The sequence below is a fragment of the Pseudomonas sp. W3I7 genome (assembly GCF_030816095.1).
Classification (GTDB): domain Bacteria; phylum Pseudomonadota; class Gammaproteobacteria; order Pseudomonadales; family Pseudomonadaceae; genus Aquipseudomonas; species Aquipseudomonas salomonii.
The window spans coordinates 519911-538822 of the sequence record NZ_JAUSXP010000001.1 but is presented as its reverse complement, the minus strand read 5'-3'; the positions used below and the strand labels follow the sequence as shown (position 1 = coordinate 538822).

Genomic DNA, 18912 nt, shown 5'->3' with positions numbered 1-18912 from the left:
TCAGGAGGTGTGGAGCGCAGCTGGCAGCGACGCCAGGGTCGCCTCGATCTGCGCCTTGAACGCCAGTGCCGTAGCGCGCTCGACTTTCAGCGAACTGAACGCCAGCGCCGCATGCCAGTTGCCATTGAATCTGCCCAGGTGCAGGACGAAGTCGTAGTTGCCGCCGGAGCGGTTAACCAGGGTTGAGAAACCGAGCACAGCCGGCGCGGGGTGAGTCAAGAAGCGGTCCAGCGGCCCGGTATTGGTAAAGGCCAGCGCGGGCCGCGGGCTGTCGTTGGCCGCGCTGGTCGGGGGTGCGCCCAGTTGCGCCCGGCCCTCGGCGACCGCCTGCGCATAGCGCTCAATACAGCCGAGCACGCCTGGGTTTTGCCGTGCAAAGGTGGTTTTGCGCACATCGATCAGGCAGGCCTTGGTCAACGGATGGCCATGGCTGGCGGGTTCACGCAGTGAATACGCGGTGAACAAGTCGAACGCCGGCACATCCGCGTAGCTCAGATAACTGTGCGCCAGCACCCCACCCCAAATGGCATTGGTGGTGAAGCCAGACGCCTCGCGCAGTTGACCCAGGCGTTCTGCGGCCTGGTGGCTGACCTGCAACTGGACAAAATCGGCGTAGCTGGCTTTACCCGTCTCAAGAGGCGACCCGCGCCAATGCTTCAGGCGGATATGGAACGCCTGCGACACCCGGCTATCGAGGCTCGCGGGCGTCGCGGGCGTCGCGCCGAGGTAACCGGCCAGGCTGTTGACCAACCTGGCGGTGCTGTAGCCGTCGGAGATCGCATGGTTACGCGTCAGCAGGATATGGGTCTGGTTGATCTCGGCATCGGCAACCACTAACGCGCGCCAGCCCTCTTGATCCCCCAGCAAGCGGTTCAATTCAAGCTTGAGCAACACGTCAGTACGCCGCGACGGTGGTGGTGTGCTGGTCGACGACTGCACGTGATTGTCGACCGGCACGAACCCGTACCGGTCATCACCGACAGGCACAATCTTCTGGTGCAGAAACGGATACTCCGCCACCAACTGCGCGAACGCTTTGCGAGCCTGCACAGGGCCCACACACCCAGGCACCGTCAGCAACGAGGTCACCTGCGTGTTGCCATTACGTTGCAAAAAGTTCTGGTGAAAGCGCTGTTCCGTTTCGTCGAGCAAGCGGTGCGGTTGCATGGCTGGCCTCCCTGGCAGTGCCTATCGGTCGATGAACTGCATCATTCGCTGCTCGTAGCGCTCACCGGCAACCGCCCACTGCCCCAGCAAGGCCTCAATCGCCTGAAGCTGCTCATCGCTGAGCACGCAGTCGTCGGCGGCGACGTTTTCTTCCAGGTAGGCCACACGCTTGGTGCCGGGGATCACCGCCAGGTGCGGGCTGCGCGTCAGCAGCCAGGCCAGCGCCAGTTGCGCAGGCGTCATCGACCAGGAGGCGGCCAACGCCAGAATCGACTCGGTCAGAAAGGTATTGGCGGCGAAGTTTTCTTCGCGAAAGCGCGGGTCCTGCTGGCGGAAGTCATTGGCGTCGTAGTTCGCGGCGCTGACGGCCTTGCCGGTCAAAAACCCTCGGCCCAAGGGGCAGAACGCGACGTAGCCGATCCCCAGGTTGTGCAGCAGCGGCAAGATCTCTTGCTCGACATTGCGCTCCCACAACGAGTACTCGCCCTGGACCACGGATATCGGGTGGGTGTTATGGGCGCGCTCAATCGTGCTTGTCCCCACCTCACACAAGCCCAGGTACTTGACCTTGCCCTGCTCAACCAGGCGCCCCATCGCGCCGACCACCTCTTCGATGGGAATGGTGGGATCGAGCCGGTGCTGATACAGCACATCGATGTGGTCCGTGCCCAGCCGTTTGAGGGAGGCCTCGACGACCTTTTGCAGATTTCCCTGCGAACTGTCGACGCCAACGATCTGGCCGTCGACGATGCGGAAACCAAACTTGGTGGCGATCACCACCTCTTCACGCCGACCGGCAAACGCGCGCTGCAACAGCCGCTCGTTGGTAAACGGCCCATACGCCTCGGCCGAATCGAAGAAGTCCACGCCCAGCTCCAGCGCACGGTGCAGGGTGCGCACCGATTCGTTGTCATCGGTGGCGCCATACCACTGGCTCATGCCCATGCAGCCAAGGCCGATGCGGCCGACACGCAGCCCTTGAGTACCCAATGTGATCCTGGAAACCATGGAATCGCCCTCCTTGTGATACTGATCGTTCTACATAATTTTCAAAAAATCGCTTCTCCGTCAACACAAAACTTCAATAAATAAAATTTAATTTTCGCCTCAGCGCCGAAAGAACAATCCCGAAACAGACCTAAAAACCTTTAAATAACAGAGATTTGCTCAATAAAAACGGCACCTTATTAATCTCGTCATACAAACCAAATGATTGGATCCAATAACAAGAAACATATTGACACATAAATTTCGAGGGACTAAACACTCACAACAGAGACATACCAGTCTCTCTTTCCTTTCACGTGATCGAGGACGAACGCATGGGCAAGATGGACTCTTGGATCGGCCATTGGGAACGCAGGGTGCCGACCTTCAAAGCTGAATGCGCCCAAGCGCAAGCGAACTATTTGGAAAGGCTCGACAAACCCCTCCGGGCACAGGAACACGTGCTTGAGGACATCATTTCGGTGTGCCAGAAATCGCTGTTCTGGAAGGAAAACGGCTTTCAGGTCAGCCACTGCAACGGCCGCATCACCCGCACCAACATCCCGGTCATGACCTACGAAGGGTTCCGCGAAATCCTGGTGCGTGAAGGCCAGCAAAAAGGCGGGATACTCAGCTGCAGCCCGGTGGTGCGCTGGCTCAAGACCAGCGGCACCACCGGCCAGTCCAAGCGCATTCCTTACACGTTGCACTGGATCCGCCAGTACCGGGTGCCCGCCATCCAGGCCATGTGGGGCTTTTTTGGCCATGACTACCCGGCGCTGCATGCCAACCCCTGGGCCACGCTGGACACCCAGACCGTGCGTGACCCGAGTAACGAATACGTGGAAGGCCTGCCCTACCAGGCCATCAGCAACCGCCACCCGCAAATCGGCAGCGGCGACTGGAACCCGCCCTGGTATGAAGCCCCCTGGTTCACGCCGACCCAAGATGCCAGCCATGAACAAAAGATGTACGCCCGGCTGCTGTGGACCTTGGGCGAAGACGTAAGGCTGCTCACCGCGATCAACCCCAGCACCCTGCTTTCCCTGCACCACAGCCTGCTGGAAAACCGCGAGCGTCTGCTGCGTGACCTGCATGACGGCGCCCACACCGGCAGCCTCTTGCGCGCGGCCGACCCGGCCGCCGCGCGACGGCTGGAGACGGTGCTCGCGGCTGACGGGGTGTCGCTGACCGATGTATGGCCGGGGCTTGAGCGCTTCAGTTGCTGGACGGCGGCGTCGGCCAAACTCTACAAGCCACAGCTGGAGCGGATCATGGGGCAGGCCAAGGTGCTGCCCTTCATGTCGTGCGGTACCGAAGGCGTGGTGACCTTACCGGTGGACGCTGACCAGGACAGCCAACCACTGGCGGTGGACCAGGCGTTCTTCGAGTTCATCCCCGTATCGGTGGACATGGATGCACTGGTACGCGACCAGGCACAACCGGAAACCGTTGCCCTGGACCAACTCAAAGAAGGCGACGAATACCACCTGGTCATGTGGCAGGGCAACGGCATGGTCCGCATGTACACCGGTGATATTTACCGCGTGCACGGCTACTACCGTGGCGTACCGCGCATCAGTTTCAGCCGCCGCAACGGCGTCATGCACTCCTTTACCGGTGAAAAAATCACCGAGACCCAGCTGCACGAAGCCGTGCAGATGTGCGGCATTCCCAATGCCGGGCTGTACCTGTGCGCTCCGGTCTGGCACGAAACGCCTTACTACGCCGTCGCCATCGAGGCCGGCGGCGCGTCGTGCGGCGAATCGCAAACCCTCAGCCAATTGCTCGACGGGCACCTGCAGGCGATCAATATCGAGTACGAGTCCAAGCGCTCCAGCAAGCGCCTGGGGCAAATCAAGGTCATTACGGTGCCCGGCAACGCGATCTCCATGGCCATCGAGCGCGAGAAGGCCGCGAGGAAAACCCTGCAGATCAAATACAAGCCCTTCCAACCGGACCTGTCCCTGCTGGGCATCCAGCAATTCTGATCTTGAGAGGCACTCATGAATATGCACTTGTTTGCACACAGCATTGCGCGTGAAGTTCACCACTTGGCTCAGGCAGATCGGCGCATGGCCCTGCACGCCTGGCGCCCGCAGCGGCCGCAAGGGGCCATTTTGTACTTTCATGGCCTGCAAAGCCACGCCGGCTGGCTATGGGCGGTGGGCAATGCCTTCGCCAACCTGGGCATCGCGTTTTACGCCCTCGACCGCGAAGGGTGCGGCATCAGCAGCGGCCAGAAACATGGTTTCCCGGATGTGCGCACGCTGCACGCAGATGCGGCGGCAGCCATCGAACACATCCGCCGTGAAGTGCCCGACGACATTCCGCTGTGCCTGTTCGGCCACTGCCTGGGCGGCTCGGTGCTGGCCGCCATCGCAAGCAGCACCTATGCGCCATTGCCCTATGACAATCTGGTGATCTGCTCGGCGTGGCTGGGCAAGATGCACGACCGCTTGAGTGAACAGGAGCGCGCCAGTATCGACCTGGACGACCGGCAAAGCCTGTGGGATTCGGGCCTCGACGCCGAAGACTTCACCGCCAACCCGCACCTGGTCGAATTTATCCGTAATGACGCGCTGGCGACCACTCACCTGGAGCATCGCGAACGCAAGAAGTTGCTGGCCCTGGAGAAGGTTTACCAGGCGGCCGACGCCCGCCCTATCGACGCGCCCAGCCTGTTTATCTGCGCCAATAAAGACCCGCTGGTGGATGTGAATGCGACGGTGGGCCACTTCCAGCGCCTGTGCCGCAACGGCTCGACCCTGCTGGTGAACCAGGACAAGCACTACCTGTTTTTTACCCCGGCCATGGGGCAGGTCGTGCAGTTCACCGCCGACTTCGTCAAAGCCAACGGACGCTACGCCTATGACGCCGCCTGAGGTCTACCTCGTGCGCCAGCCCATGGCCAACCCGTTCGTGCATGGCGCCCACCGACGCCACACTTCAGACAGTGTGGTGCTCAGTTGGACGCTCGGCGCCTTTACCGGGATCGGTGAATGCGCGCCGCGCCGCTACGTAACCGGCGAAGACTGCGAGTCGGTGCTGACCCAACTGCGCAGCCTTGACTTCGCGCATCTGGCAAAAGCACTGGCCAGCGGCGACCCGGTCGACCGAGGCCGTGCGCTCTATGAGCACGGCCTGCCCGGCGAGGCCGATGCAAGCCTGGGCAACAATACCCGCTGCCTGGTGGAAATGGCGCTGCTCGACACCCTGGCGCAACAGGCCGGCCTGCCCTTGTCCGCCTACCTGCTGCGCATCACCGAGGCGGCGCCGACGGCACGCCGCAGCCTGCCCGCCCAGGTCAACATCACCCAGGTGCTCGACCTGTCGCAACCGGTGCAAACGTTCCTCGAACAGCGCAAACCGTTGCGCTCGCTCAAGCTCAAACTGGCCGGCGATGCCCAGGCCAATCAACAGCGCCTGAGCAGCATCAAGGCGCTGGCGCCGAACCTGGCGGTGTATGTCGACCCGAACATGAGCTGGTCACCCGCGCAACTGCACAGCAGCGCCGCGCAGTTTCGCGAGCTCGGCGTGGCCTTATTCGAGGAGCCGTTGCCGCGCGGCAGCCTGGAGGATTACCGCCAGGCGCGCCTCAAGCATGGCGTGCCGATCATGCTCGATGAGTCGGTCACCTCGGCCCTGAGCCTGGAACGCGCCTGGCAACATCAGGCGCTGGATGCGGTGAACCTGCGCATTGCCAAGTGCGGCGGCTTGCTCAGCAGCGCAAAAATGCTCGAGCAATGCCGCCGCTGGGGCCTGCCGGTTTACCTGGGCGTGCAGGTCGCTGAAGTCGGCCCGCTGATTGTCGCCCACCGCGCACTGCTGGCGGCCTTCGACGGTTTTATCGGCGTGGAGGCCGGCCAGCACGACCGCTTCTTCGACGACCACCTGCTCGACCCCATGCCGGCGATAGACCGGCAACACAACGCCATTCACTTGCCAGCCCACCTGCAACCGGGCCTTGGCGGGCGGCTGACCGCCCACGTACTGCCCTACCGTTGCGCCCTCGGCGCAGACCAACACACTTATTTGCCCCACCACATGGAGCGTGCGCGATGAAGTATTTTTCCGATTTGCTTGTGGATCTGTTGATCAACCAGGGCATCGAGTACGTCTGCTTCAACCCCGGCGCATCATTTCGCGGCATTCATGACTCGCTGGTGCATCACCCCGACCCTGCCGTGCCGGCCATCCTGATGTGCTGCCATGAAGAAATCTCGGTGGCCATGGCCCACGGTTATTACAAGGCCAGCGGCAAGCACATGGCGGTATTGGTGCATGCCAATATCGGCTTGCAGCACGCGAGCATGGCTATCTTCAACGCCTGGTGCGACCGCGTGCCCTTGCTGGTATTGGGCGGCAACGGTCCGATCGATGCGGCGCTGCGTCGTCCGTGGATCGACTGGATCCACACCTCCCAGAGCATCGATAAAATTCTCTCGGGCTACACCAAATGGACCGACATGCCAGTGTCCCAGGCCGCCACCCTGGAGTCGGTGCAACGCGCGCTCAAACTCTGCGCCGCCGAGCCACATGCCCCGTGCTATGTGGCCATCGACAGTGCGGTTCAGGAAGAGTCACTGGCCGACGGGCTCTCGCTGCCCGCCGGGCCGGTACGTCCGGAACGCTTGCCGGCGCTGGACGATCAGCAACTGGCTGAACTGGTCACCCAGTTGATGAGCGCGCAGCACCCCGTCATCGCCATCGACTACGCCGCACTCGACGATCAGCAGGCCGAGCAACTACTGGGCATCGCCAGCCTCACCGGTGCCGCGGTGATTTCACGCAATGGCCGCTATAACGTGCCCAACACTCACCCCCTGGTTTTCCAGGACCATGATGCGCACCTGCTGGGCGAATGCGACTTTCTGTTGGCCCTGGAAGTCCAGGACCTGTACGGCCTGCTGGCCAACTCCGGGCAAAAACCCCACCCAGGTTTGTACATCGCCACCCTAGGCACCCATTCCCTGCTCATCAGCAGTTGGGTGGCCGACAGCCAGAAACTGGTGTGCGCCGACCTGGCCCTGCACGCCAACGTGGTCGCCTCCATCGCCCGTATTGCCGAGGCGGTGCAGGCATCCGCCGAACACCGCGATAGCACGGCACAGGCCTTGGTCACTGAGCGCATCGCGCGTATTACGGCGCACAAGCAAGTGCGCCGCCAAGCGTTGCTTGCACAGGTCACTCAACCTGCCGATGGCCTGACCATCGCCCAGGCGCTGATCGCTATCCACGAAGCCATCGGGCACCAGCGTTGGGTACTCACCAACACCGGCAGCGTGACCATCGACACGCTGGTGCGCCAGCTCTGGCCGATCGATCGCAGCGAGGCGTATATCGGCATGAGCGGCGGTGCCGGGCTGGGTTATGGCCTGGGGGCAGCCATCGGCGCGGCGGTCGCCCATAAAGGCACGGGCCGGCTGAGCGTGAACCTGCAATCCGACGGCGATTTGCTCTATACCCCGAGCGCCCTGTGGACCTTGTCGGCCTACGACATTCCGTTGCTGGTGCTGGTGATCAACAACCGCCTCTACCTCAATTCCAAGCAACACGCCGAACGCATTGCCGACCTGCGCAAGCGGCCCAGCGACCTGTCCAACCTGGGCACCAGCTTCCTTGAAAACGAAGTGGACTTTGTCGCCCTGGCGAAAACCTTCGACCTCTATAGCCCCGGCAGCGCCGACACCCCGGCGGCGATTCAAGAAAAGATCGCCGACTGCCTGGCCTATATGGAAACCCACGGCAAACCCGCCCTGCTTGAAATCAAGACCCTCTAGGAGCTTGCCCATGTCGATCATTTTTGAATGCGTGCGGGACGGCCAGCGCTATGTCACCAGCCCCGGCACCGCCGGGCAGTACAGCCTCTACCCGGTCGCCGACCTGTATGCGTTGTTGCGCGACACACCGGCGCGGGAATTCCCCGGTGGGCCTCTGGCGTATCTGCGCGAACACTCGCCAGCGCCATTGACGGTTACCGACCTCGCGGGCTTCGAGCTGCTGCCATGCCTGTTGCCGCCCGACCCGCGCCAGGGCGTGGTGTGCGGCTTTGGCCTGACCCACCAAAGCAAAGTCGCGCAGCCACCGGAAAGCGACGAGCGCCCGGCCTTTTTTATCAAGGGCTTTGCCGACACGCTCAAGCGCAGCGGCGACGTGCTGCGCATGAGTCGCGGCGCGCTGTCGGCGTGTGAAGAGGCGGAAGTGGTGGCGCTGTTTCTGGTGGCTGACGACGGCCGCCCGAACTACATCGGCTACACCTTCGGCAACGACCTTACCGATATCGCCCTGGCCAAATCCAAGCGCAACTACCTGGCCTACGCCAAGTTGCAGCCCAGCGCCATTTCCCACCTGCTGTATTGGCAGCCCCTGCCCGACCTGATCAGGGGCACAACCTCCATCTACCGCGCGGGCGACCTGCACTGGGAACAGCGTTTCAGCACCGGCCTTTCCTGCCTGTGTTATGACGCCGATGACCTGTTCGACACCCTGTGGCAGCACCCGTCACTGCGCCTGCCCGGCACGCTGATCTACCTCTATATGGTCGCCGATCGCAACAGTGCCGACGCCGGTATCCACCTCAGCCACGGCGATACCGTGGTGTGCGAGTTCGACAGCGGCCCGCGCCTGAGCAACTTGATCGAATGGGAGAACGTCCATGTATAAGCGCATCGTTTTACTCAAAAGCCCCGACGCCCCGGCCGTCTCGACGCTGCTGCAGGAGCTGCACGGCTTTCCCGGCCGTGTGCCCGGCCTGGTCGCGGTGGAGGTGATTGCCGACAGCGGCGACCGCTCGCTGGGTTACGACCAGGGTTTTATCCTCACCTTTACCGACGAATCCGTGCTCCCCGGCTGGCGAGAACACCCGTTGCACGCAGGCTTTCGCCCCCGCTTGCGTGCGTTGTGCGAGATGTTGATTTTCGATTACCCGCTCACACACCCTTTGCCACAGGAGGAAGACCGCCATGCCTACGCTTGAGCGCAATACCCAGGTGCTGGTCATCGGCGGCTCCGCCGGTATCGGCTTTGCCATCGCTAAACTGTTCCACCAGCAAGGTGCCACGGTCACCCTGGCCGGGCGCAGTGCCGCGCGGCTAAGCCAGGCGGCACACGACATCGGCGCCGAGGTTGCCACTGTGCCACTGGACGTCACGCAACCGGCCGAACTGGAGCGCTTTTTTGCCCGGCCCACGCGCTGGAAGCACATCATTGTCACCGCCGCCTCGCTGACGTTCGGGCCGGTGCGCAGCGTTGCGCTGGAGGATGCGCAGCGCATCTTCGACAGTAAGTTCTGGGCGGCGTACCACATTGCCCGGCTGGCACCTTTTGACGAGGATGGCTCGCTGACCCTGGTCTCGGGGCGTTTTGCCCAGCGCGCCGGGCCGCAGACCGCACTGATCAGCGCGGTCAACGCCGGTATCGAAGGGTTTGCCCGAGGGCTGGCCAGCGAACTCTCGCCGGTGCGCGTCAACGTGCTGTCCCCGGGTTTTGTCGACACCGGCATGCACCCCGAAGCACTGGTACAGAAAATGCGCCAACGCAGCCAATCACTGCCTGTCAAACGCATCGCCCGGCCGGAAGACATCGCCTCGGCGGCCCTGCTGCTGGCCACCAACCCGATGATCAGCGGCACTGTACTGGCCGTCGACGGCGGGGATACCGTGAGCTTTACCTGAGTTTTTGCGACATATGGGCGAAACACCGTATCGAGACTGAGATAGACTGGTCTATATCATAATGTTACGGTTTTCGCCCATCCCAACTACTTGAACCTGGAGTTCCGAGTTGTCCGTATCGAAGAAGCAGCATGTCGTCGACACTGCTACCGGCCTGTTTTCCCAGCACGGTTTCCACCCCGTAGGCGTCGACTGGATTATCGAAGCATCGGGCGTCGCCAGAATGACGATGTACCGTAATTTCAACGGCAAGGAAGACTTGGTCAAAACCGTCTTGACGCAACGCTCGGCGCATCTGATCGGGCAGTTGAAGGCGCGCATGGATGAAAAGCCCAGCCTGGAAGAAAAGATCATTTCGATCTTCGATTGGCGTGGCCAGTGGTTCTGCTCCACCAGCTTCGCCGGCTGCCTGTTTGGCCGCGCGGTGGCCGAATACCCGGAGCACTCCGACATCCGCGAGATCGCCCTGGACTACAAGCACCAACTGCATGCGCTGGTAGAACACGAGATAGCCCGCCACCACACGCCCGAGACCGCGAGAACCCTCGCGACCTACATCATGATGTTGCTCGATGGGGCCACGGTGAATGCCCAGGCGTTCAGCAAAAGCCACTTTGCCGGCGATGCCTGCGATGCGGCGCTGATGTTGCTTCGGTTTAATGTGGGCAAGCAGATTCGATAAGTACTTGAGCGTCTGGAAACGGGCGAGTCGCCTCACAACGCCTCGCCCTATGGAATCCACCGACACTTGCCATTACCCTGACGGCCTTTATCAGACACCCGGAAGTCAGATACCCGTGCTCAAGCCCCTCGCCGTCATCGCCCTCACCTTCACGCCCTTGCTCGCCAACGCCGCCGACCTTGCGGGCGTGTGGCAGGGCACGCTGGGCAAATCCGCCATCACCGCCTGTTTCAACGGCGCCGACGGCGAGCAGGGCAGTTACTACTACCAGCGCATTCTCACGCCGATCCAACTGACCCAGGCCAGCGACAACGCGCCGTGGGTGGAGGCTGGCACTACCGGGTTCTGGCAGCTGGACAACCCCCAGGGCGATACGCTCACGGGCGGCTGGAGCAAAACCAAAGACGCCAAATCGCTGCCACTGACCTTGAAACGCATCAGCACCGACGGCTGCGGCAGCGATGCCTACAACGCGCCCATGGAAGCCGCGCCGCTGCCGGTGAAGACCGAGAAAAAAAGCTTCGAAAACCACGCGTATCTGCTCAAGGCCCAAGGCGCACAGGTCACCATCAAGCTCGAGGGCGACAGCCCGGCGATTCAGAAAATCAACCAGCAACTCGCTGCCATGGCTGTCAGCGATGAGGCGCAGACGGATTACTTCCAGGAACGCCGTGAGTACCTCGGGCGAAACGGCTCGGGCTACACCAGCGAAATCGACGTCGAGCCTGTGTATTGGTCGTCGCAATTCATCACGGTAAAGTTTTATCGCTGGGCGGCGGGCACTGGCGCGCGGGGCATCAGTTGGGGCCTGCACTCCTGGAACCTGCAAACCGGCGAACGTGTTGACCCGTGGACCTGGCTCGGCGGCCAACAACAAGGGTATGACGTCTACTCCGGGCACGTGAAGTTGCCAGCCAGGTTCAGCGCCTGGCTGGCCAAACAAACCACCACCGACGAAGGTTGCCCGGCAATCACCGACTACGACAGCTTCGACCTGAGCTTCAACACCCAAGGCTTGCAACTCGCCACACGCGCCACGGGCGACGGTTGCGACAACGACTTGAGCTTCACTTGGGCGCAATTGGAGCCGGTACTCACCGAATCAGGCAAAGCGGCATTGCCCAGCTTGAAACTGCCCTGAATACGGGGCTGAGCGAGCCTTACAAAAACCCCACATTCGTTCACGAAGTGTTAAGAAACGGCTACCTATACTGACCGATTAACATGGCCGCTCCCCCGAGCGGTCCCCTGCTTCGGTAGCCAGAACCATGACGCGTCCCGCTCCTCTGCTGCTCTTTCTTCTCGCTGGTCTGTTGTTCTTCTTCGCCCTCGGCGGCCATGAGCTGCAAGGCTCCACCGAAGCCCGCGTCGCCGGGATCGCCATGGCCATGCATCTGGACAATGACTGGGTGATCCCGCGCCTGTTCCGCGAGCCCTTTCTGGAAAAACCACCCCTGAGCCTGTGGCTGGATGCTGGCGCCATTCGCCTGTTTGGCGGCACCACCTGGGCCGTGCGCCTGGCGTCGGCGTTTGCCGGGTTGTTCAGTGTGATGTTGTTTTACGCAATGCTGCGCAAATTCGGGCGACCGCAAACCCTGGCGTTCTGCGCCGCACTGATCCTGGCGACCATGGCCAGTTACTGGGGCAATGTGCGCGGCGTGGGCGAGGACTCGTTGCTCAGCCTTGGCGTGACCACCGCGCTGCTGGGGTTCTACCAGGCCGTGCGCACTGATCGCGAGGGCTCAAGCGGTTGGGCCTGGGCGATGTTTACCGTCGGCATGGTCATCGCCACCTTGAGCAAAGGCGTGCTGGGCCTGGCGATGCCGGGCATTGTGATTTTTGTGTATTTGCTCAGCACCAGCCTGATGGATAAACGCCTGCGCCTGGGCGACTGGCTCAAGCCGGGGCTGTTCACCTTGCTGGCGTTGGTGCCGCTGGTGATATGGCTGGGCTTCCTGTTCCAGCGCGGCGGTATGCAATCGGTGGCGGAAGTGCTGTGGACCAACAGCGTCGGGCGCTTCAGCGGCTCCTTCGTCGAGGCTGGGCATTACGAGCCGTTCTATTACTACATCGCCAAGCTGCCCGAGGCGTTCCTGCCGTGGAACATCCTGGTGTACCTGGGCCTGTGGCACTTTCGCAAAAGCCTGGTGCGTAACCGCTACCACCTGTTTTTCAGCGTGTGGCTGGTGGCGCAGTTCACCCTGCTGACCCTGGCGTCGAGCAAGCGTGTGGTGTACCTGATGGCACTCACGCCCGCTGCCGCCGTATTGGCAGCCGAATATGCCGGGGTGTTACTGGAATGGTTTAAAGCCAATAAACCGTCGATCTATCGCTACCACCGCAGGGTGATCGGCGGGGTTTTCACCCTGGCGATTGCCTGCTACCTGGCGGCGGCCTTCTGGTTTGCCCCCAAGGCCGACGTGCGCCAGTCGTTTGTGCCGGTGATCAGCCAGGTACAGGCCTACCAGGCACAAGGCAAAGACGTGGTGCTGTTCCAGCCCAACGAACGCATCGCCGGGGCCAGTGTGTTCTACCTGCAGGCCTACTTGCCGATCCTGCAAACCGAAGCCGAGCTGCGCAGTTACCTCACAGCAAAACCCGGCAACGTGGCGCTGCTGGACCGTACTGAGCAACTGAGCGAGAAAGTGACGGTGATCAAGGAAATAGCGATCAACCGCCAGCCTTACTACTTCGTCGAGCAGTAAGGCCGGCGCTGCACATCAGTGCTTGGTGAGCTTGTCCAGGTAACCCATGGCGAACGCCGAGATCACGAACGTCATGTGGATGATCACGTACCACATCAAATGCTGCGGATCGATGTTCTTGGCATCCATGAAGATCCGCAGCAGGTGGATGGACGAAATCGCCACGATGGAGGCCGCCACTTTCATCTTCAGCGAGGAAGAGTCCATGGTGCCCAGCCAGTTGAGCTTTTCTTTGTTCTCATCGATATCCAGTTGCGAGACGAAGTTCTCGTAGCCGGAAATCATCACCATCACCAGCAAACCACCGACCAGGGCCATGTCGATCAACGACAGCAGCAACAGGATCACTTCCGATTCCAACATGGTGAAGATGTTGGGCAGGACGTGGATGATTTCCTGGAAGAATTTCAGCGCCAGGATCAGCAGGCCCAACGAAAGCCCCAGGTAGATCGGGGCCAGCAGCCAGCGCGAGGCGTACATCGTATTTTCGATAAAGCGTTCCATCAGATCTCACACAGCCAGGCTAAAAATGGCCGCGAGTATACCAGCCGCCTCCAAACAGCTGGAACCACGAGAAAACTGATCTGTACGGCATCTGTAAGAGAATTTTTCTGCTAGTGTCGAGTCCTCTCACTCGGCTTGATGATGTCGGACAGGAAGATTCAGATGACGGATGTGCGATCCCCTTTGGCCACCCTTGGCCTGTGTGCGGTGTTGCTGATGGCTGGCGGCTGCTCCCCGAAAGAAGAGCAGAAGCAGGCCACCCTCGAAGAGAAAACCGCGAAGTTCGAACAGTCGCTGGACAGCATTCAAGACCCCAAACTCAGAGACGCCATCGCCGACCTCGGCGGCTCCCTGCTGTTGCTGGAACGGGCGCGCGTCAAGCTCGCCAACAAGCCTGTCGAAGCCGAATACGGCGAAGACACCCTGGCCCTGCTCACGCACTACCCCACGCCCCAGGCTCTGGTCGACACCTACATCAATGGCCTGTTTGTGCTGCGCAAAGCCTCGCACTCCGACTACCTGACCGATTTGCAGCCAGTGTTCCCGTTCAGTTTCAACAGCCCCGACCAGTTCCCCTTCCCCCACGGCCTGGAATGGCAGTCGGTGACTTTGAGCAACAATAAGGTCATCCCCTTCCAGCCGGAATGGTCGGAAACCGACCCGGGTATCCAGTTGAGCCCCAGCAGCTCCAACCTGACCAACCCCGATGACCTGACCGTCACCTACCCGTTTATCGAAGGCATCGAGACCGACAACAAGAGCCAGCCGCAACCCGTCAGCCTCAAAGGCTCGGTTGAAGTGGTCGCGCCGGGCAAGGTGCTGACCTTCGACCTGTCGAAAAAAGACGTGGGCCACAAACGCACCGAGGGCACTGTCACCCTCAACCTGCTGTTGCTGGAGAAGAACTACGCCGAGATTGAACTGACCAACAGCGCACCGCTGGCGCCGGAAGTCGGTGACGAATCGCCCAACCCTTTGCTGGTGCAGGCACGCGACAGCACCGGGCAGTACCTGACCCGCTCGGGCTCGATCAACGAAAATGCCGCGCAAGTGGCCTTCTATGAGAAACAACTGGCCGAGATGCAGAAACAGAAGGCCTGGTCGGATGACTTCGAGAAGCAACTTACCGACGAGCAAAAAGCCTTCGAGCACAAACAGAGCAGCCATTACGCCAAGGTGTATTTTAATGGCCTGATCGACACGCTGCAGGTCGATGTCCTGGACTTCTCCACAGCCACCCTCACCCGCAAAGACCTCGACCTGCCGGTGCAGCGCTTCGACAAGAACAGCCTGCAAAGCAGCGTGCAAGCGCTGCCGATGCCGGTCACCGTGTACGACGACAGCGCCGCCAGCTGGCTTAAAGACGCCGCCATGACCGAGGACCAGCTGAAAAAAAGCGTGACCATCACCCAGTCGACCGAAGACGCCAGCGCCGCGAAAATCGTGTTTGACCACCCGTTTACGTTCAATGACGACCTGGTCGGCGCTGATCGCAACAACAGCGATGCACCCATCACGTTCTTCACGGCGGACGACAAAGGCGAGCGCGGCGAGCCGATCGAACTGCCCACCGAAGCTTTCGAGCTGAACGCCGGCAGCGGCACACTCACCTACGACCTCAACCTGTTCCCGGAAAACCCGGCCTTTGTGGTGGGCTCGGTGCCGCTGTTTTTGGCCACCATCGAAAAAAATACCCTGGATGCCACCAAGCTGCCTAAAGGCCTGTCGCTCAAGGACAACGCACTGATCGTCGACCAAAAGGAATTCCCCGCCGACAGCTGGCGCTTCTACGCCAAGGACGCCAGCGGCAAGTACCTCAAGGAAATCCTCGGCGTGAGCCACCGCGCCGAGGAATACGGCACGGCGCTGTTTGATGTGCATTACTTCTACGGCCAGCCTACAAGCCTTGAAAGCTACCAGCGCACCGACCTGAACACCGTGCAATACGGTTTTGAGGTGAAGCTGGATAAGCCCGAGGGCAAGTAACCCTCAATGGTGGGAACGATCAGTGGTGGGTATCACTGACCGGGTGCGAGCGCCCGCCGTTGAGTTGTCGCAGATGAGCCTGCAGGTGCAGGCACCAGATCTGCGGGTCATCGGCCAGCGCATAGCCGTGCAGGGTCAGGCTTTGCACAATCGACTCAAGAATGGTTTCTGCCACAAAAGGCCCATGGAACGGGCCTTGGGACTTGACGGTGGACGGCTGCTCGCCGGTCATGCCGGCGGCAAACAACAAGGTCCACATCCCGTTTTCCCCCGCGAGCGGGCGAATGGAACATTCGATACGGGTGACCAGGCCCAGGCATTGGCGGGTAAGGCAAAGGCTGCGCGACATGGCGGCGACCCTCGGTAGATCGGTGTTCAGCCCCAATCACGCGGCGAGGCTGTCTCTGTCCTGCGACTCCTGTGGATATCCCTTGAAGTGAGAATAGAAGAAAACCGGTGCAAACCAAGGTTGTAGGGACCAACGGGCGTTGGTCCCTGAAATGGGAGTCAAATTCGTGACGAAACACCGCCGATCCAATGTGGGAGCTGGCTTGCCTGCGATGACTGACGCATAGCCGACACTTCTGCTGGCTGACCCACCGCTATCGCAGGCAAGCCAGCTCCCACACTTACCGCGCTCCGAACAGGAGATCAGGTTGGCTTGGCTTCGGCCAGCGCCTGCTGCGCCAGCTCCTTCTCGGCCTCCTTCAAATCATCCTCGCTGATCATCTCGGCAATCGCACGCAGCCGCTCAACCACGCGCGCATTCACCGTGCCTTCGGGGAATTGCCCTTCTTCGTCCGGTTCACCGGCAGGCTCGCCCACCAACAGGCTCAGCGCCTCGTCGGCCTGGCGCACGGCATAGATATGGAACTGCCCGTCGCGCACGGCTTGCAGCACCTTCTCATCGAGCATCAGCGTGGCCACGTTGGCCTGCGGGATGATCGCGCCCTGCTCGCCAGTCAAGCCGCGTGCTTCACAGAGGCGGAAGAAGCCTTCGATCTTCTCGTTGACCCCGCCCACCGCCTGCACTTCACCGAACTGGTTGATCGAGCCGGTGATGGCAAAGCACTGCTTGAGCGGCGTTTTCGACAAGGCCGAAATCAAGGTGCACGCCTCGCCCAGAGACGCACTGTCGCCGTCCACGTAACCGTAGGACTGCTCCAGCGCGATACTCGCCGAGATCGCCAGCGGGAATTCCTGGGCATAACAACTGCCCAGGTAACCGGTGAGGATCATCACGCCCTTGGAGTGGATCGGCTGGCCGAGGTTAACTTCGCGCTCGATGTCGACAATGCCGCTGCCGCCGGGGTACACCGTGGCGGAAATCCGCGCCGGCACGCCGAACGCCGAATCACCGACTTCCAGCACCGTCAGCCCGTTGCACTTGCCCACTGCCGCACCGGCGGTGTCGATCAGGATGACCCCGGCGAGCATGTCGTCGAGAATCCGCGCCGATACCCGCCCGGTGCGCGTGGCCTTGGCCTTGAGCGCACGTTCGATATGGCCGGCATCGGTCATCTCGTCGCCCGCCAGGTGGCGGATAAAGTCCGCCTCGCTGACCAGCTGGAACAAGTCGCCAATGCGCGCCGACAAACGACCCTGATGCTCTGCCAACCGGGCGCTGTAAGTGGCCAACCGCGCCACCGCGTCCGAGGTCAGCGGCGCCATGCCTTCTTCCGAGGTGCGGGTTTTGAGCAACTGGGCGAACTGTTCCAGGCTTTCGTCGACCATCGGGATGTCTTCGTCGAAGTCCACCAGCACGCGGAACATCTCCTGGAAGTCCGGGTCGGCGTCCTGCAACGCGTAGTACAACTGGCGCGAGCCAATGATGATGACCTTGACCTGCAACGGGATCATCTGCGGGTTGAGGGTCACGGTGGCCAAGCGGCCCAGCTCACCCAGCGGTGACTCCATCTTCAGCTTGCGCGACTGCAAGGAACGCTTGAGCGCGTCCCACACAAACGGCTCGCTGAGCATTTTTTCGGCTTCCAGGATCAGGAAACCGCCATTGGCACGGTGCAACGCACCCGGGCGCAACTGGCGATAGGTGGTGTAGAGCGCGCCCTGGTCGGTGCTGTATTCGATACGGCCGAACAGGTTGTCGTAGGTCGGGTGCGGCTCAAACACCACCGGCGCGCCGCCGTTGACCGAGTGGCCCACCACCAGGCTTGGGCAATATTGCTCTTCGAGCAGCTTGCGCGCCTGGGCGTCGGTCTTGGCGTCGTCGACCAATTGCTCGACCACGGTTTTCAGCAGGTAGACCTGCATGGCTTGCAGGTAACCGCAAACGCCTGCGTTTTCTGCGTATTTTTCCGACAAGGGCGCCAGCAAAGGTTGCAGGGCCAGGGTGATGGTTTCTTCGTTGAATTGGCGCAGTTGGTTGTTGGACTCACGTTTCCACTGCGGCAAGCTGGCCAGCTCTTCGTTGAGGCGTTCTTCCAGCTCGGAAATATCCGTGTGGAAACGCTCGCGATCGACTTCCGGCAGTTGCGAGAACTCGGCCTCGTCCAGCGCCTTGCCGTCGAGCATCGGCGTGAAAGCGATGTTGGAGCTGTCGCGGTACAGCGCCACGTCTTTTTCCAGCGCCAGGCGCTCGATCACGTCCAAGGCCTTGTCGTAACGCTGGTTGAAGGCGCGGTCGATGGCGCTTTTGCGCTGTTGGTAGGTCGGGTGTTCGAACACGGCCGGGAACGTGGCGACAAGGTTATCGACCAAGCCGTTGATATCGGCGATGAACGCCGCCGCAGCGCCGCCCGGCAATTCCAGGGCACGCGGTTCGCGCGGCTCATCAAAATTGTTGACGTAGACCCAGTCCGCCGGGGTCTGCAGGCGTTTGCCTTCGGCTTTCAGGTAGCGTTTGACGAACGAAAAGCGGCCGGTACCGGGCTCGCCCATGACAAACACGTTGTAACCGGGGCGTGGCATCGCCACACCGAACTGCAACGCTTCTACTGCGCGTTCCTGGCCAAGCACACCGCGAAAGGGCTCCAAATCATTGGTGGTCGAGAAGCTGAACTGTTCAGCGGAGAAAGGGCGAGTCAGCGCTTCGGGCGCTAGACGCAAGCTGGCAGCAACAGGATCAGGCATCGGGCTTCCTTACATCAGGCGGGGCAGATGTCGGCATTCTGGCTCTCGCTGACGCGCTCTGGCAAGGCGAGGCTGTGGGAAAGCATAGACAGGGCATGCGTCTTACAAAAAAATC

16 protein-coding genes are annotated in these 18912 nt (G+C 61.3%); 11 read left to right on the top strand and 5 right to left on the bottom strand.

Annotated elements, in window-relative coordinates; all coding sequences use genetic code 11:
* Entirely contained in the window at nt 1-1167 is a 1167-nt protein-coding gene (locus QF043_RS02590; protein ID WP_307417415.1) for a hypothetical protein, read from the bottom strand.
* 21 nt (nt 1168-1188) lie between these two features.
* A complete protein-coding gene (locus tag QF043_RS02585) occupies nt 1189-2175 on the bottom strand; it encodes an aldo/keto reductase (protein ID WP_307417414.1) in 987 nt (328 codons plus the stop codon).
* A gap of 314 nt (nt 2176-2489) precedes the next feature.
* Between QF043_RS02585 and QF043_RS02580 the strand changes: the two genes are divergently transcribed.
* The 10 genes from QF043_RS02580 to QF043_RS02535 all read left to right on the top strand — a co-directional run bounded on the left by QF043_RS02580 (nt 2490) and on the right by QF043_RS02535 (nt 13217).
* Nucleotides 2490-4145: a GH3 auxin-responsive promoter family protein gene (locus QF043_RS02580; RefSeq protein WP_056858252.1), complete on the top strand. Its 1656-nt coding sequence runs from the start codon at nt 2490-2492 to the stop codon at nt 4143-4145.
* A 15-nt stretch (nt 4146-4160) separates the two neighbouring features.
* Complete coding sequence (locus QF043_RS02575) at nt 4161-5039, top strand: alpha/beta hydrolase (protein ID WP_307417413.1); 879 nt, start codon at nt 4161-4163, stop codon at nt 5037-5039.
* A complete protein-coding gene (locus tag QF043_RS02570; RefSeq protein ID WP_307417412.1) occupies nt 5026-6219 on the top strand; it encodes an enolase C-terminal domain-like protein in 1194 nt (397 codons plus the stop codon). The genes QF043_RS02575 and QF043_RS02570 overlap by 14 nt, the downstream gene beginning before the upstream one ends.
* Nucleotides 6216-7937 (top strand): thiamine pyrophosphate-binding protein, encoded by a 1722-nt coding sequence (locus QF043_RS02565; protein WP_307417411.1) that lies wholly within the window; start codon nt 6216-6218, stop codon nt 7935-7937. The genes QF043_RS02570 and QF043_RS02565 overlap by 4 nt, the downstream gene beginning before the upstream one ends.
* Nucleotides 7938-7947: 10 nt before the next feature.
* Nucleotides 7948-8820 carry a sugar transporter gene (locus QF043_RS02560; protein ID WP_307417410.1) on the top strand — a complete coding sequence of 291 codons (873 nt, stop codon included), beginning with the start codon at nt 7948-7950 and terminating at the stop codon, nt 8818-8820.
* Entirely contained in the window at nt 8813-9133 is a 321-nt protein-coding gene (locus QF043_RS02555; protein ID WP_307417409.1) for a Dabb family protein, read from the top strand. Before QF043_RS02560 ends, QF043_RS02555 begins: the two co-directional genes overlap by 8 nt.
* Nucleotides 9120-9830 (top strand): SDR family oxidoreductase, encoded by a 711-nt coding sequence (locus QF043_RS02550; RefSeq protein WP_058419930.1) that lies wholly within the window; start codon nt 9120-9122, stop codon nt 9828-9830. The genes QF043_RS02555 and QF043_RS02550 overlap by 14 nt, the downstream gene beginning before the upstream one ends.
* A gap of 109 nt (nt 9831-9939) precedes the next feature.
* Entirely contained in the window at nt 9940-10512 is a 573-nt protein-coding gene (locus QF043_RS02545; RefSeq protein WP_307417408.1) for a TetR/AcrR family transcriptional regulator, read from the top strand.
* 115 nt (nt 10513-10627) lie between these two features.
* Entirely contained in the window at nt 10628-11653 is a 1026-nt protein-coding gene (locus tag QF043_RS02540) for a hypothetical protein (RefSeq protein WP_307417407.1), read from the top strand.
* 127 nt (nt 11654-11780) lie between these two features.
* Nucleotides 11781-13217: a glycosyltransferase family 39 protein gene (locus QF043_RS02535; RefSeq protein WP_307417406.1), complete on the top strand. Its 1437-nt coding sequence runs from the start codon at nt 11781-11783 to the stop codon at nt 13215-13217.
* A gap of 15 nt (nt 13218-13232) precedes the next feature.
* Here QF043_RS02535 and QF043_RS02530 read toward each other — a convergent pair whose 3' ends face one another.
* On the bottom strand, nt 13233-13721 hold the full coding sequence (locus QF043_RS02530; RefSeq protein ID WP_056858242.1) for a TIGR00645 family protein: 489 nt from the start codon (nt 13719-13721) through the stop codon (nt 13233-13235).
* A gap of 162 nt (nt 13722-13883) precedes the next feature.
* Between QF043_RS02530 and QF043_RS02525 the strand changes: the two genes are divergently transcribed.
* The gene (locus QF043_RS02525) at nt 13884-15707 is read left to right on the top strand and encodes a hypothetical protein (RefSeq protein ID WP_307417405.1); all 1824 of its coding nucleotides are present in this window, start codon (nt 13884-13886) and stop codon (nt 15705-15707) included.
* Between the two features lie 19 nt (nt 15708-15726).
* Here the strand turns inward: QF043_RS02525 and QF043_RS02520 are convergent, their stop codons facing one another.
* Nucleotides 15727-16056 (bottom strand): hypothetical protein, encoded by a 330-nt coding sequence (locus QF043_RS02520; protein WP_307417404.1) that lies wholly within the window; start codon nt 16054-16056, stop codon nt 15727-15729.
* A 302-nt stretch (nt 16057-16358) separates the two neighbouring features.
* Complete coding sequence (locus QF043_RS02515) at nt 16359-18797, bottom strand: Lon protease family protein (RefSeq protein ID WP_307417403.1); 2439 nt, start codon at nt 18795-18797, stop codon at nt 16359-16361.
* Between the last annotated feature and the right edge of the window lie 115 nt (nt 18798-18912).